Below are 21,983 nucleotides of genomic sequence, written 5' to 3' on the forward strand. Positions count from 1 at the left end.
TGCCACAGAGAAAAATCAAATCATCATTGTTTTTTCTTATCAAATAATTACTTAATAATTTCGAGTCCTCTCCTGGCACCATTTGCTCCTTAAGTCGCTGAAAGAAGGCGACTTAAGGGGAACCCAACAGAACGATAACGCTCAACGGTACAACGGGACGGTACAAAACGCCTTGCCCGATGTGATGCGTATCTCCCTTGGCATCCATGGCCAAACACGTCCTGACAGCCGCAAAGACCGGTCGCCTTTCGTGCCCGGCCAGCGCAGGGAATGGAAAGGTCCGCCCCGATCCACACCCCTTCTATTGGCATGACGGAGCCTTTGTAATCGCCGTGGCGACGCCCTTGCGCCGCGCCAGTCGCATGATCTCGCCCCGGACCGCCGCGTAACCTTCCTTGCTGTCTCCGGCCAGATCCAGAGGTTTTGCGCCCAACATGGAATTATGCGCATTCAGGAAGGAGATCGCCTGATCTCTGTTACCGAATTGCATATAGGCAAGATTGGCGATCAGGCTTTGCCGCTCCAGATACTGGCGGGTCAGTGGCGAGGCTCCTTTGAGCCGGTTTGCATTGCCGCGATAGGGCATATAGGCCGATTTTCCATTGCTCATGACGGGATCCTTGGGAAAGAGGACGGGCGGTGCATGATGTTGATATGCGTAGATTCCGAGGCGTGAACCCCACAGGCAAAGGCCGTAAAACGCCTGTGCTGGGTCATGCCGCTATCGGCCGCCTTCCCCCCGTTGGCCCACGATACGGCATGATCCGACGCCTAGTAGGAGCGCCTGAAACCTGCAGAACCCACCTGGGCGCAAACGAACTGAAAGGCCTGTGCATAGCGCCGCGCCGTATTGGGCCATGTCGTTGGGCGGCTTGCGCCATAGGCCCGGCGGGCCAGAGCCATGCGCGCGGCATCGTCCCCCAACAGATCGGCCACACAACGCCCCAGCGCGACGATATCGCCAAACGGCACCAAATGCCCTGAACCATCGGCCAGCAATTTGGCGGCATGCCAATAAGGCGTGGAAACCACCGGACGTCCGATGCCATGCGAAAGGGCCAGCGCGCCCGATGTCATCTGCGCTTCGTTCAAATAGGGCGTGACATAGACATCGCACATGCCGATGTGGTCCATCATCGCGGCCTGATCAAAGAAGCGGTTGAGAAACACCACATGGCCATCAAGGTCCAAATCCCGGACCAGCGCCAAAAGCATTTCCCGATAGGCATCGCGGCCCGATTTCAACTGATGTGGATGGGTGGCGCCCATCACCACATAGACCGCATCGGGAACCGCGGCCAAAACCGCCGGCATCGCCTCGATCATGGTTTCAACGCCCTTGCCCGGCCCGATCAGGCCAGAGGTCAGGATCACCCGCCATCCGCCGAAACCCAGCCGTGCCTTTGCCTCGGCCGGCAATGTCCATTCAACATCGGGAATGCCATGGGGTATCACCGCGATCCGTTCCGGGTCGGCGCCATAATGTTCGATCAACATGTCATGCGCCTTGTCGACCATGACCACCACACAGGCGGCAATATCCAGCAGCCGCGCCATGACCCGCCGCTGGGATGGTGTGGGGCGGTCAAGCACGGTGTGAAGCGTGACCACCAGCGGCATCTCAAGCCGTTCGACCAGATCAAGAATATAGTCACCCGCATCCCCGCCGAATATGCCGAACTCGTGCTGAAGACAGGCCACGTCGAACCGCTTTTCATTGATGAATTGGGCGGCTGCGGGATAATCTTTGTGCCTGTTCTGGCGCACTGACTGGCAAACCTTGCGCGGATAGAGATAGTCCTGCCCCGGATCGCTCATGGCCACAATCGCGGTTTCCCGAACCTGTGGCGTGACGCGCAGGGCCGTTTCCAGATCGGTGGTAAATGTGGCCAAGCCGCATTGGCGCGGCATGGCATTGCCGATCAACACCACGCGCAGGCCGCGCGGAACATGGGCATTCGGCACCGGCACACAGTCAGGATCCGGTATCCATCGCAGAGCGCGCAGGAGCGCCTGTTCTGGTTGGCGTAACGGGGCCAAAATCCCGGCAGGCATCATCTCGGTCATGCCAATCTCTCTCGCTGGTGGTGAAAAACACGAGGATAGATCCGGTACGCCCGCGCGATAGTCTCGGATTCTACGCGCAATGATCGGGGCCAGAGCCTGCGTAAATTCCGAGGCTTGCGCCCAAGGCGTCGCCGGTTTGGCCTGCCTCGCAATTATGTTTGCAAGGATAAGGGGATGCGCGTGTTAGTGTCCCATATGACGGTCATTTCAGATCAGCCCCTATCGGCCGCGCCGATGATTGTCGCCATTGGCGCTTCGGCGGGCGGATTGGATGCCGTGTCGCGCCTGTTTGCCGCATTGCCCGCGCATAGCGGCATGGTTTTCATCGTAGTTCAGCATCTTGAGCCCAGCCACAAAAGCCTGATGGCCGAATTACTGACCCGCCATACCGCGATGCCCGTGGCCGAAGCGACCGAGGGCGCATCCTTGTCGCCCGATACGATCACAATTATCCCGCCCGGTCGCGATATAATCTTGCGCGGGGGCGTTCTGCATCTCTCGGTTCCGCGCAAACAACATGGCGTGCGCCTGCCTTTTGACACGCTGTTGATCTCGCTGGCACAGGTTTGCGGGCCACGCACCATCGCCATCGTCCTTTCGGGCACCGGCAAGGATGGCAGCATCGGGATGGTCGCGCTCAAGGCCGCCGGCGGCCATATCATCGCCCAGCAGCCCGAGGAGGCCGATTACGACGGCATGGCCCGCAGCGCCATTGCCACAGAGCAGGTGGATCTTGTGCTGTCTTTGGCCGCCATGCCCGCAGCATTGGCCCGGATCGCGTCCGGCGGGACAGGGCCGGTGACGATGATCGCCCCATCCGGCGAGTTGCCCGAAACGATATCGGGCGGGACCATTGACGATATTATCTTCTATCTGGGCGCAACCACGTCGCATGATTTTCGCGGATATAAAGCCGGAACCATCGGGCGCAGGATCGAGAGGCGGATGTCGCTGCTCTGTGTGCCGCGCGGGGATTATGCCGCCTATCTTGCCTTGTTGCGCCAGCAACCGGCCGAGCGGGACCTCCTGGCGCGAGACATGTTGATCAATGTCACGGCATTTTTCCGCGATCCCAAAGTGTTTGAACGGCTGGCCAAAGAGACCCTGCCCGATCTGATCGCCCATTTACCGACCGGGCGCCCCCTTCGCATATGGGTTGCCGGGTGCAGCACGGGCGAGGAAGCCTATACTCTGGCCATGTTGACCAGCGAGGCGTTGACCGAGGCCAAGAGCAGCGCAAAATTGCAGATATTCGCCTCCGACGTCGATCCCGAAGCCATCGCCTTTGCCCGTGACGGCGTCTATCCAGCGGCCAGCGCGCAGAGCATTCCGCCCGAATTGCTGGCACGCTATTTCAGCCGGGACGATTACGGCTATCGGGTCAGCGCCAATTTGCGCGCGCAGGTGGTGTTTTCGGTGCAGGATGTGCTGAGCGATCCACCTTTCTCGCGGATGGATATGGTATCCTGCCGCAACATGCTGATTTATCTGGACGCCTCGGCACAGGAGCGGGTGATCTCCCTGTTCCATTTTGCTCTGCGCGAAGGGGGCATCTTGCTGCTCGGATCTTCGGAAACCGTCGGCAAGACCAGCGGCCGTTTCGATCTGGTGGCCAAGGCCGAGCGTATCTATCGCCATGCCGTGCCAAGCCGTCCGGGCAAAGTAGGCTTTCCTTTCAGCTTTGGCGAGGGCCTGCCGCGCCTTTCGCTGCCTGACCGGGGCGGCACGCTCAACCGCCAGACCAGCCTTGCGGACCTGTGCGCCCGCGCGGTGCTGGACAATTTCGCGCCGGCCGCCGTACTGGTGAACCGGGCGCGACAATGCCTTTATTCGATGGGCGGGGTTGAACGGTTTTTACGATTGGCGCCGGGCTATTTCAGCCTCGATCTGCTCTCGATGGCGCCGCCGACGCTGCGGGGTAAATTGCGTCTGGCGCTGGAACAGGCCCAAGCCGGGCAACCGCATATCCGTGGCGGCCTGACCCGGATGCGCGCAGATGAAGGATCGATTTCCTTCCATTTCGAAATACACTTTCTGGGCTCGGCCGAAGAAGAACTGTGGCTGGTCGTGTTTCTGGAGGAAACCAGCGGTTCAGCACCGATGGCCACCGCCGAACCGGAAAGTGACAATCCCCATGTCCATGCCCGCATCGCCGAGCTTGAGCGCGATCTGGCCGCGGCGCAAACGGATCTGCAAATCGCGCTGGCGGCCCAGGACATCGCCCATCAGGAGCAAAAGGCGATCAATGAGGAAGCGCTCTCGGTCAATGAGGAGTTTCAGTCCACCAATGAAGAATTGCTGACCTCCAAAGAGGAATTGCAATCGCTCAACGAGGAACTGACCGCGCTCAACAGCCAGCTTCAGGAAACGCTCGATCGCCAGCGCCTGACTTCTGATGATCTTCAGAATGTGCTGTATTCGACCGACGTGGGTACGCTGTTCCTCGACAAGGCGCTGTGCATCCGCTTCTTTACCCCCGCGATCCGCACCCTGTTTTCGGTCATCGCAGGCGATGTGGGCCGCCCGTTGCAGGATCTTCAGCCGATGGTCCCGGATGACGACCTTCTGGCCGATGCGCAAAAGGTGGTGACCGACGAGGTTTCCTTTGAACGCGAAGTGGCCGGGCGGGCGGGGGAATGGTTCCTGCGCCGCATATTCCCCTATCGCGCGCGCGATGGCCGGGTCGAAGGGGTCGTCATCACCTTTGCCGACATTTCCGAACGCAAAGCCACCGCCAGCGCTCTTGAAGCGGCCAAATTGGAGGCCGAACGCGCCAATATCGCCAAATCCCGCTTTCTGGCCGCCGCCAGCCATGATCTGCGCCAACCGCTGCAATCGCTCACCCTGCTCAAGACGTTGTTGCACCAAACCGTCACGGGCGATCGGGCAAAAGAGCTTCTGGCCCGCTTTGCCCAGACCTTGGGCGCGATGTCGGGGATGCTCGACACGTTGCTGGACATCAACCAGATCGAAGCCGGGGCGGTCGAATCCCATTTGCAGACTTTTTCCATCGACGACGTGCTTGACCGGCTGCGCGATGAATTTACCGCTTTGGCGCAGGCGGGCGGTATTGGCATGCATATCGCCCCTTGTTCGGCGCTGGTGCGTTCCGACCCGCATCTGCTGGAACAGATGATCCGCAATCTGTTGGGCAATGCGATCAAATATACCCGCCGTGGCCGCATCCTGCTGGGTTGCCGCCGCCGGGGGGACAGATTGCTGGTCGAGGTATGGGACAGCGGCATCGGCATCGCGTCCGACCAGTTGCAGACCATTTTTGAAGAGTTTCACCAGATTGGCCATACGCCGGAGGATGGCAGCCGGGGGCTGGGTCTGGGCCTGTCGATTGTGCAAAGGCTGGGCCATCTGCTCGGCCATGGCGTCCGCGTGCGCTCGGTCCCGGGCAAGGGTTCGGTCTTTACCATCGAATTACCGCATCTGGGCGCGCCAGCCACCAATGGGTTGCCCTCCGTGGTGGTTTCGCCGCGCCTGAGCGTCAAGCCATACCATTTCCTTCGCATTCTGGTGGTGGAGGACGAACCCGACGTCCTTGATCTGCTTGAACAATTGCTGGCGGGGCATGGTTATGTCGTGCGCGGCGCCATCAATGCCCGCGACGCGATGGAACAGGTGGCCGAGGGCGGGTTTTGTCCCGACATTCTGCTGACCGACTATAATCTGCCCCATGGCGCCAATGGGCTTGATCTGTTTGCGGCCATGCGCGCCAAGCTGGGGCAGGCCTTGCCCGCCATCATCCTGTCGGGCGACATTTCTACCGACACGCTGGCCCGTATCGCCAGTGGCGATTGCGTGCAATTGAGCAAACCGGTCAATGCCGATGAACTGATCGAAGCCATAGAGCGGATCGGGCGCCAATTGTCGGCTTTGCCGGTCGCGAGCAAGGAAACCGACCCGGTTATTTCGGTCATCGATGATGACGCCCAAACCCTGTGCGCCATCCGCGATCTTCTGGAGGGTGCGGGTTACAAGGTGGCGGCCTATGAAAGCGCTGAGGCCTTTTTGTCGGCCTATCGCCCCGGCCATGAGGGCTGCATTCTGGCCGATGTGCATTTGACGGGGATCAGCGGGGTCCAATTGCTGGACCGTCTGCGTGCGGATGGCGACGATATGCCGCTGATCCTGATCACGGGCAGCGGCGACATCGGTCTTGCCGTCGAAGCGATGCGGATGGGGGCATGCGACTTTATCGAAAAGCCTGTGGCCAGCGATGCGTTAATGGCCAGCATCGCGCGCGCATTGGCCCAGTCCCACGATCTGCGGATGATCGATGCCGTCCATGAAGGGGCCGCCGGGCTTGTGGCCGGGCTGACGCTGCGTCAACGTGAAGTGATGAAAATGGTGCTTTCCGGCCATCCCAGCAAGAATATCGCCAGCGATCTGGGTATCAGTCAGCGCACCGTGGAAAACCATCGCGCGGCGGTGATGCGGCGGATGAAGGTGCATTCCTTGCCGGAATTGGCGCGATTGGTCATGGTGGCCGAACGCGAGGGCTGACAGTCGCGCTCCGCTGAGGGCGGGGCGCAAGGGCCTGTCATGCCCCTTTGCGGCTGAGCGTGGCAAAGCCTGTGTTCTGCTGGGCGCAACGCTGAAACAACAGGGCGTCATCCGGCCCATCGATAGTTTGCGCAATCGCCCGGCGTCCACGGGACATCCTGCTCTTTATCGTGCCCAGGGTACACCCGCATTTGGCTGCCGCTTCTTCATAACTCAACCCTTCGACCCCGACCAGCATCAGAGCTTCACGCTGACCACTGGAAAGCTGTTCGATGGCCTTCATGGCATCGGACAACAGCAGAGCGTTATCCTGTGCAGGCGGAATTATCAAAATACGTTCGGCCAGATCCGCATCCCAGTTCGCGCTCCATTTCCGGCGACGCAGCGTGGAATAAAAACAGTTGCGCAGGATCACGCAGACCCAGGCGCGCAAATCGGTGTTCTGGATATACGTGGCCCGCGCGGCCCAGCTGCGCATGATTGCTTCCTGCGTCAGGTCTTCGGCCAGGGCGTGTTGGCCGCAAAGGCGAAAGGCAAAGCGGCGCAGCAGGGGGACCAGCAATGTGATCTCGTCGCCAAACTGTTGGTCGATGGTGGAAGGAGGATGCCCCGCAATGCGGTGTTGAGCCCGCGTCGTCATGGTGTGATCCGCCCTGAAGTTGAGGCGCTGGCAATATCCAGCCTCATGTTGATATTCTCGCCCATGGTTGATTCCTTGTGGTCGACACGCGCCGGCGTCTGCGGGTGCCTTCCTGCGCTATTGGACGCCTCCGTCCATTTGGGGCAGGCCCGGAATCTACCTGCGGCCCATCACCGATGGCTTGCCGATCTTGGGTATATTCCGATGCTCGTGCCCCCGCTTTGCCGGGCCTAGATTGTCATACAACGGCCACGCTCAACCCAGCCGCTCTGCACGGATGCATCCGGCGTTCTCGACAAGGCGCTCGACAAGGCGCTCGACAAGGCGGTTGCGGCCGATGGCATTGGCGGCGTCGGGATCATGCGGGTCGGTCACGCCAACAGTTCGGGCGCCTGAGGCCAATCGGGTCTCGTGCGTCAAAGCGTCCATTCAAAGGAATGCCCCATGCCCCCATCCACGCAACCTGCGCAGACCTTTCTCAGCGATATGAGCAGTCTGCGTGAGAGGACCCGTCGGCATGTCGCGACCGGCGAGATGAACCAGACCTATGACGGCGATGTCGAGGCCGCGATCGACATCCTTCAAGCCGTTTTGGCCACCGAGATCGTCTGTTTCCTGCGCTATACCCAACATTCAATCGTGGCCAGAGGCATAGCCGGAGAGGCCGTGAAGGCCGAATTCGCCGCCCATGCGCAAGAGGAACTGACGCATGTCATGTTGGTGGCACAGCGGATATGCCAATTGGGCGGCATACCGGATTTCGATCCGAAAAACCTGCTCTCTCGATCCGCATCGAGTTACGCAACGGCGATGGATCTGGTGGACATGATCACCGAAAATCTTGTCGCCGAAAGGATCGCGGTTGCACATTACCGCGAATTGGCCCGCTATTTTGCCCATGCCGACCCCACCACCAGACGGATGATCGAACAGATTTTGGCGGTCGAGGAAGAGCATGCGAGCGATATGGCCGACCTGTTGGTCAGGCAGAACGGGTGATGCCACAAGACAGCCCCATCCTTGCCGCCCATCCCGATGCCGCCGCCATCGCCCGGCACGAAAGCGCCCTGTCGCGGTGGGACAATGAAGGCGGCGCGATGGCCCGCCCGGTCATTCGTCTGCCGGTCAAAATACCCGAATTGACCAATGCCGAATTGGTGCATTTGCGGATACGGGTCATTGCGCTGGAAAATCTGCTGATCGCTATGCTTGCCCGCGCGCCGGATGGGCAATGGGGTCTGGCCGATGATATGGCCGCCCATATTGCCCCGCGCCCCGGTTCGGCCCATCATCCTCTGACCGAACATGCCGCCCAACGGATGCGGGATCTGTTGGCACGCGCGCTGCATTACCGCGACACAGACATTCCCTGACGCGAAGGTCAGGTCCGGCCCACCATATTTTCCGGGCGCACGATGCGCTCGAATGTCGCCTCATCGACCAGGCCCGTTGCCAGCGCGGCCTGTTTTAACGTCATATCATGCGCCTGCGCATGGGTGGCGATTTTGGCTGCGGCCTCATAGCCGATTTCGGGCACAAGCGCGGTTACCAGCATCAGCGAGCGTTCCACAAGCCCGGCAATCCGGTCGTGATCGGGCATCAGTCCCTCCAAAGCCAGCCGTGTAAAACCGCGAATTCCCGCGCTCAGCAATTCAATCGAGCGCAGAACATTGGCCCCGATCAATGGCTTATAGACATTCAATTCCAATTGCCCCTGCATCCCCCCCAACGTCACGGCGGTGTGATTGGCGATCACCTGTGCGGCCACCATAGTCAACATTTCGCATTGGGTGGGATTGACCTTGCCCGGCATGATGGAACTGCCCGGTTCATTGGCGGGCAAACGCAATTCCCCAATCCCGGCACGAGGCCCACATGCCAGAAAGCGTATGTCATTGGCGATTTTGGACAAGGCGCCGGCCAGATTGGCCAAGGCGCCCGACATGGCAACCAGCCCGTCATGGCTGGCCAGCGCTTCGAAAGCATTATCGGCGGGGCGAAAGGTGATGCCTGTCAAAGCGCTGATCCCGCGGGCAAAATCCAAGGCGAAACCGTCCGGCGCGTTCAACCCGGTGCCGACCGCCGTGCCTCCTTGGGCCAATTGCCTTACCTCGTCCAACGCGCTGTCCAACCTCTTGCGAGCATGGGCGATCTGGAATGCATAGCCGGAAAATTCCTGTCCCAGCGTGAGAGGGGTGGCATCTTGCAGATGGGTCCGCCCGATCTTGACTATATCCGCCCACGCAGTCTGCTTTTCCATCAACACGCGGTGCATGTCGTCCAGCGCCGGGAAGAGCCCGCCGATAGCTTCCTGTGCCACGGCCACATGCAGGGCGGTGGGGAAACTGTCGTTGGAGGATTGCGAGAGATTGACATGATCGTTGGGATGAACTGGCGATTTGCCCCCACGCCGCCCGGTCAGCATTTCATTCGCGCGTCCGGCGATGACTTCGTTGACATTCATGTTCGTCTGGGTGCCGGACCCGGTTTGCCATATGGCCAAAGGGAATTGGGCGTCCATTTGCCCACTTCCGACTTCCTTGGCCGCCCCAATGATGGCCTCGGCCAGATGGCTGTCCAATCCATGCCTGCGGTTGATGTCGGCGGCCACTTGCTTGATCCCGGCCAGAGCGCGAACAATGGCCAGAGGCATCCTTTCGGAAATCCCGAAAGCAAAATTTTCCATGCTGCGCTGGGTTTGCGCCCCCCAATAGGCGTCAGCAGGAACGGCAACCGCGCCCAGACTGTCGTATTCCATCCGCGTGGCGTCGAGCATGTTGACCTCCTGTCATAAAACCGGTGTCTCATCGGCTGACGTCGGCGTTCGTGGTGCGATTTCCGGTTTATGAATTGGTGAATTTTGCAAGCGCCAATCCTGACGTTGACTCGATTCCGATGACCACGGACAGATTACTGGTTGATGCGCTATCTGCGAAGAGCGTCGGCCCATATTTTTACCACCGATGGCCTGATTGGCGCCGCGTTTACCCCATCACCCTTTCCTGTAACCACAACAGCGACGGATAGGCGCAGAGCCAGATCCAGAAGAATCGGTTCAGCCCGAACAGGCACGCATTGGCCCCATGAAACAGCGCGGTCAGCACCAGCCCCGCGATCAGCGCCGGCCGCCAGAAAAACGTCAGCGGAAAGGCCAGTTCCAGCCCCATCACCGCCCAGCCCATCAGCCACAGCAAGCGCGGGCGGCGCGCCCAGAGGCGGACATTTTCCGCCACCGGATAGGCCGAGAACAGGAATACATCGCGCAGCGCCCTGCCCCGCCGCCATGCCGGGTTCACCACCTTGACCCAACCGGAGATGAAATAGGACAGCACCAATTGCATCCCCAGATAGCCCAAGGCCATTTCCTGATAATGCCGGTCGGGCAAATGATAGGCCAGCGTGACCATTATCAGCACCAGAAGACTCATCCGGTCCGCGCCGCCATTATACGGCCCGTTGAAAAAGGGCAGAATCAACAGATGGTTGATCACCAGCGCCAGCGTCAAAACCTGCGGCAAAAACCTGTTATCGGGCGCAAAGACCAAGGCGAGGAACAGACCCGCCGAAAGGATCAGACGCGGGATGAACAGCCATCTTTCCTGACGCCTCGCCCCCGGGTCAAGATGTTCAAGGCTTTGCTGAATAAAGGCCAACGCCATCAACACCCCGGTCAAACGCAGGGCATCGTCCAAAATCATGCCCAGCCCATCTGCGCCAAAGGAGCGGGCGTCGACAGATAGACGGTATGGCTGCTCAACCGCGCCGTCTGGCCTATGCGCCCGACCAGACGCAGGCGGATCTGGACCACATCACCATCCCCGGCCAAACCATGCCGCGCCAGATGCCGCCCCACCCGCGCCATCAACTCCCGCTGGCTATGCGCCAGGGCAGCGGGCGAGAGAGGGTTGAGCAGGCGTTCAACCAGGCTGACGAGAAAGAGATCCTCGTTCCATTGCCGGTTCCAGAACAGGCGGCCCAACATGGCCATCACGCCCAGTTCGGCGGGACGGGGCCGGAATTCATGCCATTGCGGATCGCCGCCGCCCAGAATGGCGTAATCAATGCGCGGGCTGTCGCTCACCCCGTCGAAAAAGCGCCATGAGGGCAAAAGCGCGGGCAGCAGCAGCCGAATTCCGTCAAAGGGAAACACGTTGGCCCACCCCTTCTTAGGCAAGACACGCTTCTCATGCGAGGCAAGGGGCGATCATGCGCCCGCCCCCGCCCCTTTCACAAGCAACGTATCATCCGCATTGGGGCAATCGGAAACTATCGCCCCTTCCACACCGCAGGGCGCTTTTCGACGAAGGCGGCCATGCCCTCGGCCTTGTCCTGCGTCGCGGTCAGGATCTGGAACAGGCGGCGTTCGTGCAGCAGGCCCTGTTCCAGCGTGGTTTCAAAGGCGATATTGACCATTTCCTTGTTGGCCATGGCGGCCATGCGCGGCATTCCGGCAATGACCTGCGCGGTTTTCAACGCATCGTCCAGCAGATCGGCCAGAGGCAAAATGCGCGCCACCAATCCGGCGCGCTCGGCTTCCTCGGCGCCCATCATCCGGCCCGTCAGGCACAATTCCATCGCCTTGGCCTTGCCCACCGCGCGGGTCAGGCGTTGCGACCCGCCCATGCCCGGCGCGATGCCCAGCTTGATTTCGGGCTGGCCGAATTTGGCCGTGTCGGCGGCAAGGATGAAATCGGCCATCATCGCCAATTCGCACCCGCCGCCCAGCGCGAAACCATTGACCGCCGCGATCCACGGCTTGCGGGTGCCGCGCACAACCTTGGCCTGCCAATCGGCGAAAAAGTCCTGAAGGAAGAAATCGGCGGCGGGCTTGTCGCTCATTTCCTTGATGTCGGCGCCCGCGGCAAAAGCCTTGTCGCCGCTGCCCGTGACAATGGCGCAGCCTTGGGTGTCATCGGCGTCATAGGCGGCAAAGGCCGCGCTCAATTCGGCGCAAACCTGCGAATTGAGCGCGTTGAGCGCCTTGGGCCGGTTGAGCGTGATCAGCGTGACCGCGCCCTTTTGCTCCACCAGAATCGTTTCATAGGTCATAGGCTTTTCCATTCCTCGTCCTCTGGCAAAGGCGCGAGAATCGCCTCGACCATCGCCTGTGTCACATCCTGCGCCCGTGGCGGGGACCATTGGGGGCGCAGATAGCCACAGCCCGCCGAAATCTGCAACGCGCGATGCGATTTCAGACATTTATGGCCATAAGCAATGTATCGCTAAAGCGCTTGCGGCGCGTTTTCCCAAGGAAACGGGCCAATGCCGGGCCGGACAACTGGACACATGGCCCCCATGGGCGGTATAGAGCCGCCCATTCAATCGGCAGGAGCATCTGGATCATGCTGTTGCGCAATCCATTTGACCGCCGGACCACCATATTTTCATGCCGACCATCAGCCTGATCATCCCCGCCTATAACGAAGAAGACTATCTGCCCGCGTGCCTTGACGCGATCATGCAGAATGTCGCGCATAAAGCGTTTGAAATCATCGTTGTGGACAATAACAGCACCGATGGCACCAAGGCGGTGGTCGAACGCTATCCCGGCGTGAAATATGTTTTCGAACCCAACAAGGGCATCACCCGGGCGCGTCAGCGCGGGTTCATTGCCTCGACGGGCGACATTCTGGCCTATGTCGATGCCGACACGCATCCGCCCGCCGGTTGGGTCGAACAGATCGAACAGCAGTTCACGAAAAACGCAGGACTGGCCTGCCTGTCCGGCCCCTACAGCTTTTATGATGTCAGCGGTCTGCGCAACATGATTTCATCGGCGTGGTTTGTGGCGGCGCGCCCGCTCTACACGTTGACCGGATATATGATGGTGGGGGGCAATTTCGCCATCCGCCGCGACGCCCTGACCAAGATGGGCGGTTTTGACAGCACGATCGAATTCTATGGCGAGGATGTCGATATCGGCCGCCGCGCCAAGAAACAGGGCAAGGTGCTGTTCTCGCCCAAATTTGTGATGCCAACATCGGGCCGCCGCATGGCGCGTCAGGGTTTTGCGAAAACGGCCGGGATCTATTTCATCAATTATTTCTCGATCGCCTTTCGCGGCAAACCCGCGACGAACGATTACCTCGACATTCGTTAAGCGCAATTCGGCGTTAAACGCTGACTGGCGTCTGCACAGGTCGACCGCCCCGTCGTGGGCGGATAACGCCTGTCGCCCGCCGCACACGCCATGCTGCGCAGCATACGGCACAACAACGCCCGCCCCGGAGGGGAGTTTTGTTACCAAAATGTCGGGAGAGAAACTGTGGTGCTGCTGGGGAGGATTGAACTCCCGACCTCAGCCTTACCAAGGATGCGCTCTACCACTGAGCTACAGCAGCACACCACAGTTATCGCCGGTGCGACCAGTGCCGCAGCGGAGGCGCGCTATTGGCCGGGGATCGAAAGAATGTCAAGCGCCCATCTGAATTTTTCCAAAGGCTGTACCTTGAACATGGCGTCCGGGTCGGCCAAACAGGGTGCGCACAAGAGAAGATTACCATGAAGAACCCCGAAAAACCCGACAATTCCAAGCTTTCCCGCGAAGAACGCCTTGCGGCCAAGCTGCGCGAAAATCTGCACCGCCGCAAAGCGCAGAGCCGCGCCATGCAGGACGTCCCCAACCCGACGGGCGATTCGCAGGCATAAATTTTCATCATCCGATGGTCGCCCGCCGCCCGCATCACGCCCCATGCGTATCGGGCAAATCCTTGCTTCCCATTATCGCGGCAAAGGGCTAGGGCCGCCTTAAACGTGTCTTCACGCTGCATTTGAGGGAGTGCCAGAAACGTGCCTCGTCTGATTCTCGTCCGTCATGGTCAAAGCCAATGGAACCTTGAAAACCGCTTCACCGGATGGTGGGACGTGGATCTTACCGAAAAGGGTGAAGGCGAAGCCCGCGCGGCCGGCGCCTTGCTCAAGGAAAAGGGCATCCTGCCGACGGTGGCTTTCACCTCGGTTCAGACCCGCGCGATCCGCACGCTGCATCTGGCGCTGGAAACGGCGGGCCGGGTGTGGATTCCCGAATATAAGGACTGGCACCTCAATGAACGCCACTATGGCGGTCTGACGGGTCTGGACAAGGCCGAAACCGCCGCCAAGCATGGCGACGAACAGGTCAAGATCTGGCGCCGTTCGTTCGACGTGCCGCCGCCGGTTCTGGAAGACGGCAGCGAATTCGACCTCAAGCAGGACGCACGCTATGCCGGGATCGACATTCCCAGCACGGAATCGCTGAAACTGACCATCGAGCGCGTGCTGCCTTATTACGAAAGCGCGATCGTGCCCGAACTGGCCAAGGGTGAAACGGTGATCGTCGCCGCCCACGGCAATTCGCTGCGCGCTCTGGTCAAGCATCTGTCGAATATTTCGGATGCGGATATCCTCAATCTGGAGATTCCGACCGGCCAGCCCATCGTCTATGAACTGGACGACAACCTGAACGCGCTCGAACGCTATTATCTGTCGGAGAGGTAAGAACATGACCCGTCCCGGAGCCGTCGTTTCCATCGTCATGGGCAGCCAGTCGGACTGGCACACGATGAAGAAGGCCGCAGACATCCTGACGCAACTGGATGTCGCGCATGATGTGCGGATCGTTTCGGCGCATCGCACGCCCGACCGTCTGGTCGATTTCGCCAAGAATGCGGCCGATGAAGGCTTCAAGGTCATCATCGCGGGCGCGGGCGGCGCGGCGCATCTGCCGGGCATGGTCGCCTCGATGACGCATCTGCCGGTGCTGGGCGTTCCGGTTCAATCCAAAGCGCTGTCGGGTCAGGATTCGCTGCTCTCCATCGTTCAGATGCCCGCCGGCGTCCCGGTCGGCTGTCTGGCCATCGGCGAAGCGGGCGCGACCAATGCGGGCCTGCTGGCCGCCAAGATCCTGGCCACCAGCGATCCGGCTCTGGCCGCGCGCGTGAAGGAATTCCGCGTGGCCCAGACCGAAGGCGTCGCGGAACGTCCGGAATAAGCGCTGCGACCATGATTGCTCCGGGTGAAACGATCGGCATTCTGGGTGGCGGACAATTGGGCCGAATGATGGCCTTTGCCGCCGCCCGCCTTGGTTATCGCGTGCATATTTTTGCGCCCGAGGCCGACAGTATCGCGGCTGAGGTGTGCAGCCGCTTTACCTGCGCGGAATATACCGACGAGGCGGCGCTCAAAGCCTTTGCCGCCGAATGCGCGGTCGTCACCTATGAGTTTGAAAATGTGCCGGTCGCGCCTCTGACGGCGATCGGCGCAACGCCCTTGCTGCCCCACCCCCGCGCGCTGGAAACGGCGCAGGATCGGTTGAGTGAGAAGAATTTCGTCAAGGCGTTGGGCGGGCGTCCGGCGCCATTCATGGCGGTGGACGGGGGCGAAGACCTCGCCCGCGCCGTGGCCGAAATCGGCGCACCAGGGATTTTGAAAACCCGCCGCGATGGTTATGACGGCAAGGGGCAATGGCGGATCAAGAGCGAGGGCGATCTGGCCGGGCTGAACCTGCCCGCTCAGGCGCTGATTTACGAGGGATTCGTCACTTTCTTCGGCGAATTTTCCGTAATCCTTACCCGCGCCGCCGATGGCAGCATCCAATTCTGGGATAGCGCGGAAAATGTTCATGTGAACGGCATCCTCGACACATCCACCGTCCCGGCCAGCGATGCGATTGCCGCGCAGGTGCCCGAGGCCCGCGCTCTGGCGCAAAAGGTGGCCGAGGCGCTCGATTATGTCGGCGTGCTGACGCTGGAATTTTTCGCGACCGATGATGGCCCGGTGTTCAACGAAATGGCCCCCCGCGTCCATAATTCGGGCCACTGGACCATCGAAGGCGCGATCACCAGCCAGTTTGAGAACCATATCCGCGCCGTTTGCGGCCTGCCGCTGGGCCTGACCACACTGGCGGTGCCGGGCGCGCGGATGCTCAACCTGATCGGTGACGATGCCCATGACTGGGCCCAGATCCTGTCCGATCCGGCCAACCACCTGCATCTCTATGGCAAGGCGGCGGCGCGGCCCGGACGCAAGATGGGCCATGTGACCCGCCTGATTCTGGAATAATGACGCGCATCACCCTTGTTGTGGCCCGCGCGGCCAATGGCGTGATCGGCGCCGATGGCACAATGCCATGGCATTTGCCCGCCGACCTGCGCCACTTCAAGGCCAAGACCATGGGGCGACCGATGGTGATGGGGCGCAAAACATTTGAAAGCCTGCCCGGATTGCTGCCCGGACGGCGGCATATCGTGATGACCCGCGATACGGCGTGGGGCGCGCCGGGCGCAGAGGTGGCCGCTGATCTGGACGCGGCGCTGGCTCTGGCTGGAGATGCGCCGGAAATCTGCGTGGTGGGCGGGGGGCAGATCTATGCCCAATTCATGCCCATCGCACACCGTATCGAATTGACCGAGATCGAGGCAGAACCGCAGGGCGACACCCATTTCCCGCTGACCATTGGCCCGGAATGGAGCGAGGTCGCGCGCGAAACCCATGATGCCCAAGAGGGCAAACCGGCTTTTGCCTTTGTCACGCTGGAAAAGGCGGGATAGGCGCAGTTTTGACATGATCCGGCTCGATTCCCGTCACCCTATTCCCGACACTTTGCGCGGCGCGATCATCGCGCTGGGCAATTTCGACGGCTTTCATCTGGGCCATCAGGCCGTGGTGGGCGAAGCGCTGCGCTGGGCCAAGGAAGAGGGGCGGCCCTGTATCGTCGCCACTTTCGATCCCCATCCGGTGGAATTTTTCGCCCCCGGTTCGCCGCCGTTCCGCCTCTCGACGCTGGATCAGCGGCAGGAATGGTTTGGCCGCGCCGGGGCCGACGCCATGCTGGTCTTTGCCTTTGACGCGGCCATGGCGGCCAGCAGCGCCCATGATTGGGTGCACGAAGTGCTGGGCCGCCAATTGGGCGCGGCGGGCGTCGTCACGGGCGAGGATTTCACCTTTGGCAAGGGCCGCTCCGGCTCGGTCGCCACGCTGCGCGAGATGGGCGCGGAAATCGGCCTGGGCGCAAGGGCCGTGGGTGCGGTGATGGAAGGGGGCGAGGTCGTCTCGTCCAGCCGGATCCGCCGAGCGCTGACCTCTGGCGATATTGCCACCGCCACGCGGTTGCTGACGCGCCCCTTCGCCATGCGCGCCGCCGTCCAGCATGGCGACAAGCTGGGCCGGGAAATCGGCTTTCCCACCGCCAATATGGCGCTGGGCGACTATCTGCGGCCCGCCTATGGAATCTATGCGGTGACGGGGCGGTTGGCCGATGGGCGCGTGCTGAAAGGCGCGGCCAATATCGGCATCCGTCCCCATTTCGACCCGCCCAAGGAATTGCTGGAACCGCATTTCTTCGACTTCTCCGGCGACCTCTATGGTCAGGAGATCGAGATCGGGTTCCATGCCTTCCTGCGTTCGGAGGCCAGGTTCGATTCGCTCGATGCGTTGGTGGCGCAGATCGGGCGGGATTGTGATGAGGCGAAGCGGGCTTTAGAAGGGGTGTAAGATGCGAGGGTCTAGACCCTCGCGCTCCCATTACTGTCTGCGTTGCGCCAAGGGTTCGGCGATTTGTGTCGGACGCGGCGTTGAAATTTTAAAGCCTGCGGCGCGGCAAAGCCGAGCTATCCGCGCCGCAGGCTTTATAAATGATCCACACACGCAGCCAAGCAAACACCACCCCAGTAACGGGATTGCAAAGGGACAAGTCCCTTTGCCCGCCGGAGGCAAAAACCCACCACAAAAACAAACAAAAAACCCCCACCCAACCGGGCAGGGGCATTTTTGCAACCACAGAACCGCGAAATTACTGACGCGGCGGGGTCTTGGCCTGCGCTTCACGGCCATCGCCTTCGGGCGCGGCGATGATGGTGCGGGTGACGTCGCCCTTGTTGGCCGTGGCGGTTTTGGGATCGGCCACGGTCGAGCGGATCGACGCGTCGGCGGTGCCCATTTTGGAAACAGCGGTGTTTTCGACCGCGCTGCGCTGGGGCGCGGGGCCGAACATGGCCTCGGTGGTTTCGACCTGACCGGGGCGGGTGTTGGGGCGCGGCGCACCGGGCTTGGGCGGGGTCAGCGCGAAATCGGGCGGGGCGAACAGCGGCGTCTGGCGCTGAACGGCGAATTCATCGGGGCGCACGCGGTTGAACAGCCCGCCCGCGCCACAGCCGGAGAGCATCAGGCAGGTCGTGCCGGCCAGCAGGATGGCGGAAATCTTACGCATTGTGGTTCAATTCTCCGGGATGGACGGTGCGGCGTCCAGCTTGATGTGGCCACGCTTTTTGCCCGAAAGAAAGCTGCGGGCAAGGATAATCAATACGCCGAAGGTGATGGCAACATCGGCAAGGTTGAAGATGTAGAAGGGGCGATAGGCCCCAATGTGCAGATCGGCATAATCCACCACAAAGCCCTTGGACACCCGATCAAGGATATTGCCCAGCGCGCCGCCCAGCACGAGGCCCAGCGGCAGGATTTCGCCCACACGCTTTTCCATGAAGATCCAGATGGCCACGCCCAAAGCGATGGCGCCGGTCATGCCGACCAGCAGCCAGCGTTCTAGATCCGAACCCGCCGTCAGCAGGCCCAGCGACACGCCGTAATTTTCCGCCCAGGTGAAGTTGAAAATGGGCAGCAGCGTGATCTGTTCGACGCGGGGCAGGTCGAGCGGGCCGATCATCGCCCATTTGACGACCTGATCGAGCGCAAACACCACCCCCGCCACGGCCAGGCCGAGCAGGCGCGCTTTGACAGGGGAGATGCGCGCAAGAATCGTCATTCAGCCGCGTCCATGGCCGACACAACCTGATCGCAACGTGAACACAGATCGCCGTCTTCCGAAACTTCGGGCAGATGGCGCCAGCAGCGGCCGCATTTGTTATCGCTACTGATAAAGCCCGTGATTTGCGCACCGCCGTAATCGTACATTGAAAATTCCGAGGGAACCGATGAGATCACGCGAACTTCATCCGTTGTGATATGTAGTCCAACATCTTCGACCAAGAAGACCTCCGCAAGATCAACCGTCTTGAGAGGCGCAAGGTTATCCTCTTTGTACAGCTCGATTTTAAGGCTAGCTTGCAGGCTCGAACCGATCAGCTTTTCACGGCGCATGGGCTCAAGTACATTAAAGGCTTGAGTACGCACAGCACGGACCAACGCCCACTTTGCTGCCAACGTCTCATCCGCCCAACCAACATCCACCACCGGCCATTCCAGCAGATGCACGCTGCCCTCATCGGCAAAGCGCGACTTCCACACTTCCTCGGCCGTGAACACCAGAACCGGCGCGGCATAGCGGATCAGCGCGTGGAACAGGATGTCGAGCACCGTGCGATAGGCGCGGCGCTTGGTGTCCGTCGGCGCGTCGCAATAGAGCGAGTCCTTGCGGATATCGAAGAAGAAGGCCGAGAGGTCTTCGTTGCAGAAATCAACGAGGCTGCGGACATAGGTGTTGAAGTCGAAAGCATCGACCGCAACCTTGAGTTCCCCATCCAGCTTGGCCAGCAGCGCAAGGATATAGCGCTCCAGCTCAGGCATGTCCTCAACCGGCAGCTTTTCAGCATCGGTGAAACCATCCAGCGCGCCCAGCAGATAGCGGAACGTGTTGCGCAGCTTGCGATACTGATCGGCCACACCTTTGAGGATTTCATCGCCAATGCGGTGATCCTCGGTATAATCCACCGACAGAGCCCAAAGGCGGACGATATCCGCGCCGTAAGTCTCCATGACTTTCAACGGATCGACCGTGTTGCCAAGGCTCTTGGACATTTTCATGCCCTTGGCGTCCATGGTGAAACCGTGGGTCAAAACCGCCTTGTACGGCGCATGGCCACGCGTGGCGCAGGCTTCGAGCAGCGAGGACTGGAACCAGCCGCGATGCTGGTCGCTGCCTTCGAGATAAAGGTCGGCGCGGGGGCCGCGATAGCCTTCGGGGCGCAGCAGGTCGGGCCAACGGCCGCTTTCCATCACGAAAGCATGGGTGCTGCCCGAATCGAACCACACGTCCAGAATGTCGGTGACGCGCTCGTAATCCTCGGCGTTGTAATCGGCGCCCAGATATTCCTGTGCGCGCGCCTCGTCCCATGCGTCCACGCCTTCTTCGCGGATGGCCGCGACGATGCGTTCATTGACGGCTGGATCGACCAGATACTGCCCGCTCTTGCGATCGACGAAGAGCGTGATCGGCACGCCCCATGCCCGCTGGCGCGAAAGCACCCAGTCGGGGCGGCCCTCGACCATCGCGCCAATGCGGTTGCGGCCCTTTTCGGGCACGAAACGGGTGTCGGCAATCGCCTTCTTTGCACGTTCACGCAGCGTATCGGGCGACAGAATCGTCGCCAGATCGAACATGTCGTCCTCATCGCTCAGCGGCGCGAGATCCTTGTCCATCGGCACGAACCATTGCGGGGTGCAGCGGAAAATGACCTTCGCCTTCGAACGCCACGAGTGCGGATAGGAATGCTTGTAATCCGCGCTGGCCGCCAGCAAGCCGCCAGCCTCACGCAAAGCGGTGCAGATCGGACCGTCGGGCGCGTTGAACTTGGGATTGATCACGCTGCCTTCGCCGCCCAGCCACGGCCAGTCGGCGCGGTACTTGCCATCGCCTTCGACGGCAAAGACCGGATTGATCTTGTTCGCCTTGCACAGCAAAAAGTCGTCTTCGCCGTGGTCGGGCGCCATATGGACAAAGCCGGTGCCCGAATCGGTCGTCACGAAATCACCGGCCAGCAGCGGGCGAGGACGGGTGAAGAATTCGCTGTCGGGGAACACGGCGGCCATCGGGTGGCGCGCCTTGGCCCCGGCCAGAACCGGACCCTTCACATACATCAGGAAGTCATAGCCGTCTTCATCGATGCGCTTCAAAAACGCTTCGATCAGCGGCTCGGCAACGAGGTATTTCTCCTCACCCACCTTGATCTGAAGGTAATCAATCGAGCGGCCATAGGCCAGCGCCTGATTGGTCGGGATGGTCCAGGGCGTGGTGGTCCAGATCACCACCTTGGTCCCCACCAGTTCGGGCGAGGAGGGCACCTCGATCAGTTCGAACGCCACGTCGATCTGGGTTGAGGTGATGTCCTCATACTCAACCTCGGCCTCGGCCAGAGCGGTCTTTTCCACCGGGCTCCACATCACGGGCTTGGCCCCGCGATAGAGCTGGCCGCTGGTGGCGAATTTCAGCAATTCGCCAACGATGGTCGCTTCTGCTTGAAAATCCATGGTAAGATAGGGGTTGTCCCAATCACCATTAACGCCAAGACGCTTCAACTGTTCACGCTGAGCATTGACCCATGTCTGGGCATAGGCGCGGCATTCGGCGCGGAATTCGCGCGGCGGAACCTCGTCCTTGTTCTTCTTCTTCTTGCGATATTCTTCCTCGACCTTCCATTCGATAGGCAGGCCGTGGCAATCCCAACCGGGCACATAAGGCGCGTCCAGACCCTTCAGGCTCTGCGTGCGGACCACCATGTCCTTCAAGATGTGGTTAACCGCATGGCCCACGTGAATGTTGCCATTCGCATAGGGCGGACCATCATGCAGAATGAACTTTTCACGCCCCGCACGCGCATCGCGCAAGGCACGGTAAAGGTCCTGCTCCTGCCACCCCTTCAAAATGCCCGGCTCCTTCTGCGGAAGGCCGGCCTTCATGGGGAAATCAGTCTTCGGCAGGAAGACGGTGGGTCGAAAATCGCGTTTCTCGGTCATGACGCGCCGTGCCTTAGCGATTCGAGGGGATTTCCGCAAATCTTGATAATGATTGGGGTGTGTTTGTTTTTTGCCTCCGGCGGGCAAAGGGCGGGGG

General features: G+C 60.7%; 21 protein-coding genes and 1 tRNA gene. 10 read left to right on the plus strand and 12 right to left on the minus strand.

The window, feature by feature from the left end:
- Nucleotides 1-301: 301 nt before the first annotated feature.
- Nucleotides 302-610, minus strand: a complete 309-nt coding sequence (locus tag ACZ9HU_RS17215) for a hypothetical protein (protein ID WP_476106758.1) — start codon at nt 608-610, stop codon at nt 302-304.
- A gap of 161 nt (nt 611-771) precedes the next feature.
- On the minus strand, nt 772-2,067 hold the full coding sequence (locus ACZ9HU_RS17220; protein WP_476106760.1) for a glycosyltransferase family 4 protein: 1,296 nt from the start codon (nt 2,065-2,067) through the stop codon (nt 772-774).
- Between the two features lie 195 nt (nt 2,068-2,262).
- Here ACZ9HU_RS17220 and ACZ9HU_RS17225 point away from each other — a divergent pair, with 195 nt between their 5' ends.
- Nucleotides 2,263-6,582: a CheR family methyltransferase gene (locus ACZ9HU_RS17225; RefSeq protein ID WP_476106762.1), complete on the plus strand. Its 4,320-nt coding sequence runs from the start codon at nt 2,263-2,265 to the stop codon at nt 6,580-6,582.
- Nucleotides 6,583-6,619: 37 nt separating this feature from the next.
- Here the strand turns inward: ACZ9HU_RS17225 and ACZ9HU_RS17230 are convergent, their stop codons facing one another.
- Nucleotides 6,620-7,222: a sigma-70 family RNA polymerase sigma factor gene (locus ACZ9HU_RS17230; RefSeq protein WP_476106765.1), complete on the minus strand. Its 603-nt coding sequence runs from the start codon at nt 7,220-7,222 to the stop codon at nt 6,620-6,622.
- A 444-nt stretch (nt 7,223-7,666) separates the two neighbouring features.
- Between ACZ9HU_RS17230 and ACZ9HU_RS17235 the strand changes: the two genes are divergently transcribed.
- On the plus strand, nt 7,667-8,221 hold the full coding sequence (locus tag ACZ9HU_RS17235; RefSeq protein ID WP_476106767.1) for a ferritin-like domain-containing protein: 555 nt from the start codon (nt 7,667-7,669) through the stop codon (nt 8,219-8,221).
- Nucleotides 8,221-8,595, plus strand: coding sequence for a hypothetical protein (locus ACZ9HU_RS17240; RefSeq protein WP_476106768.1), 375 nt, complete (start codon nt 8,221-8,223; stop codon nt 8,593-8,595). Before ACZ9HU_RS17235 ends, ACZ9HU_RS17240 begins: the two co-directional genes overlap by 1 nt.
- 8 nt (nt 8,596-8,603) lie before the next feature.
- Here ACZ9HU_RS17240 and ACZ9HU_RS17245 read toward each other — a convergent pair whose 3' ends face one another.
- The 5 genes from ACZ9HU_RS17245 to ACZ9HU_RS17265 all read right to left on the minus strand — a co-directional run bounded on the left by ACZ9HU_RS17245 (nt 8,604) and on the right by ACZ9HU_RS17265 (nt 12,399).
- Nucleotides 8,604-9,998: a class II fumarate hydratase gene (locus ACZ9HU_RS17245; protein WP_476106769.1), complete on the minus strand. Its 1,395-nt coding sequence runs from the start codon at nt 9,996-9,998 to the stop codon at nt 8,604-8,606.
- A 208-nt stretch (nt 9,999-10,206) separates the two neighbouring features.
- Complete coding sequence (locus ACZ9HU_RS17250; protein WP_476106771.1) at nt 10,207-10,920, minus strand: HTTM domain-containing protein; 714 nt, start codon at nt 10,918-10,920, stop codon at nt 10,207-10,209.
- The gene (locus tag ACZ9HU_RS17255) at nt 10,917-11,372 is read right to left on the minus strand and encodes a hypothetical protein (RefSeq protein WP_476106773.1); all 456 of its coding nucleotides are present in this window, start codon (nt 11,370-11,372) and stop codon (nt 10,917-10,919) included. The genes ACZ9HU_RS17250 and ACZ9HU_RS17255 overlap by 4 nt, the downstream gene beginning before the upstream one ends.
- 116 nt (nt 11,373-11,488) lie before the next feature.
- The gene (locus ACZ9HU_RS17260; RefSeq protein ID WP_476106775.1) at nt 11,489-12,271 is read right to left on the minus strand and encodes an enoyl-CoA hydratase-related protein; all 783 of its coding nucleotides are present in this window, start codon (nt 12,269-12,271) and stop codon (nt 11,489-11,491) included.
- Nucleotides 12,268-12,399 carry a hypothetical protein gene (locus ACZ9HU_RS17265; RefSeq protein ID WP_476106776.1) on the minus strand — a complete coding sequence of 44 codons (132 nt, stop codon included), beginning with the start codon at nt 12,397-12,399 and terminating at the stop codon, nt 12,268-12,270. The genes ACZ9HU_RS17260 and ACZ9HU_RS17265 overlap by 4 nt, the downstream gene beginning before the upstream one ends.
- 209 nt (nt 12,400-12,608) lie before the next feature.
- On the opposite strand from ACZ9HU_RS17265, the gene ACZ9HU_RS17270 reads away from it, so the two are divergent.
- Nucleotides 12,609-13,322: a glycosyltransferase family 2 protein gene (locus tag ACZ9HU_RS17270; protein WP_476106777.1), complete on the plus strand. Its 714-nt coding sequence runs from the start codon at nt 12,609-12,611 to the stop codon at nt 13,320-13,322.
- Nucleotides 13,323-13,488: 166 nt separating this feature from the next.
- On the opposite strand, the gene ACZ9HU_RS17275 is transcribed toward ACZ9HU_RS17270, so the two are convergent.
- Nucleotides 13,489-13,563 (minus strand) — tRNA-Thr (locus ACZ9HU_RS17275).
- 160 nt (nt 13,564-13,723) lie between these two features.
- Between ACZ9HU_RS17275 and ACZ9HU_RS17280 the strand changes: the two genes are divergently transcribed.
- The 6 genes from ACZ9HU_RS17280 (at nt 13,724) to ACZ9HU_RS17305 (ending at nt 17,692) form a co-directional block, all read left to right on the plus strand.
- The gene (locus tag ACZ9HU_RS17280; protein WP_476106778.1) at nt 13,724-13,870 is read left to right on the plus strand and encodes a hypothetical protein; all 147 of its coding nucleotides are present in this window, start codon (nt 13,724-13,726) and stop codon (nt 13,868-13,870) included.
- A 141-nt stretch (nt 13,871-14,011) separates the two neighbouring features.
- On the plus strand, nt 14,012-14,698 hold the full coding sequence (gene gpmA / locus ACZ9HU_RS17285) for a 2,3-diphosphoglycerate-dependent phosphoglycerate mutase (RefSeq protein ID WP_476106781.1): 687 nt from the start codon (nt 14,012-14,014) through the stop codon (nt 14,696-14,698).
- A 4-nt stretch (nt 14,699-14,702) separates the two neighbouring features.
- Complete coding sequence (gene purE, locus ACZ9HU_RS17290) at nt 14,703-15,191, plus strand: 5-(carboxyamino)imidazole ribonucleotide mutase (protein WP_476106783.1); 489 nt, start codon at nt 14,703-14,705, stop codon at nt 15,189-15,191.
- A gap of 11 nt (nt 15,192-15,202) precedes the next feature.
- Nucleotides 15,203-16,261 (plus strand): 5-(carboxyamino)imidazole ribonucleotide synthase, encoded by a 1,059-nt coding sequence (locus tag ACZ9HU_RS17295; RefSeq protein WP_476106785.1) that lies wholly within the window; start codon nt 15,203-15,205, stop codon nt 16,259-16,261.
- The gene (locus ACZ9HU_RS17300) at nt 16,261-16,749 is read left to right on the plus strand and encodes a dihydrofolate reductase (protein ID WP_476106786.1); all 489 of its coding nucleotides are present in this window, start codon (nt 16,261-16,263) and stop codon (nt 16,747-16,749) included. Before ACZ9HU_RS17295 ends, ACZ9HU_RS17300 begins: the two co-directional genes overlap by 1 nt.
- A gap of 13 nt (nt 16,750-16,762) precedes the next feature.
- Nucleotides 16,763-17,692 carry a bifunctional riboflavin kinase/FAD synthetase gene (locus ACZ9HU_RS17305; protein WP_476106787.1) on the plus strand — a complete coding sequence of 310 codons (930 nt, stop codon included), beginning with the start codon at nt 16,763-16,765 and terminating at the stop codon, nt 17,690-17,692.
- A 298-nt stretch (nt 17,693-17,990) separates the two neighbouring features.
- Here the strand turns inward: ACZ9HU_RS17305 and ACZ9HU_RS17310 are convergent, their stop codons facing one another.
- From ACZ9HU_RS17310 to ileS, 3 genes are read right to left on the minus strand one after another with little or no spacing between them, the layout of a single operon-like run.
- Nucleotides 17,991-18,407: a DUF3035 domain-containing protein gene (locus ACZ9HU_RS17310; protein ID WP_476106788.1), complete on the minus strand. Its 417-nt coding sequence runs from the start codon at nt 18,405-18,407 to the stop codon at nt 17,991-17,993.
- A 6-nt stretch (nt 18,408-18,413) separates the two neighbouring features.
- On the minus strand, nt 18,414-18,959 hold the full coding sequence (gene lspA / locus ACZ9HU_RS17315) for a signal peptidase II (RefSeq protein WP_476106791.1): 546 nt from the start codon (nt 18,957-18,959) through the stop codon (nt 18,414-18,416).
- Complete coding sequence (ileS, locus tag ACZ9HU_RS17320) at nt 18,956-21,886, minus strand: isoleucine--tRNA ligase (RefSeq protein WP_476106794.1); 2,931 nt, start codon at nt 21,884-21,886, stop codon at nt 18,956-18,958. Before ileS ends, lspA begins: the two co-directional genes overlap by 4 nt.
- Nucleotides 21,887-21,983 lie beyond the last annotated feature (97 nt).

It is taken from the genome of Novosphingobium sp. Sphag1I (genome assembly GCF_056279125.1).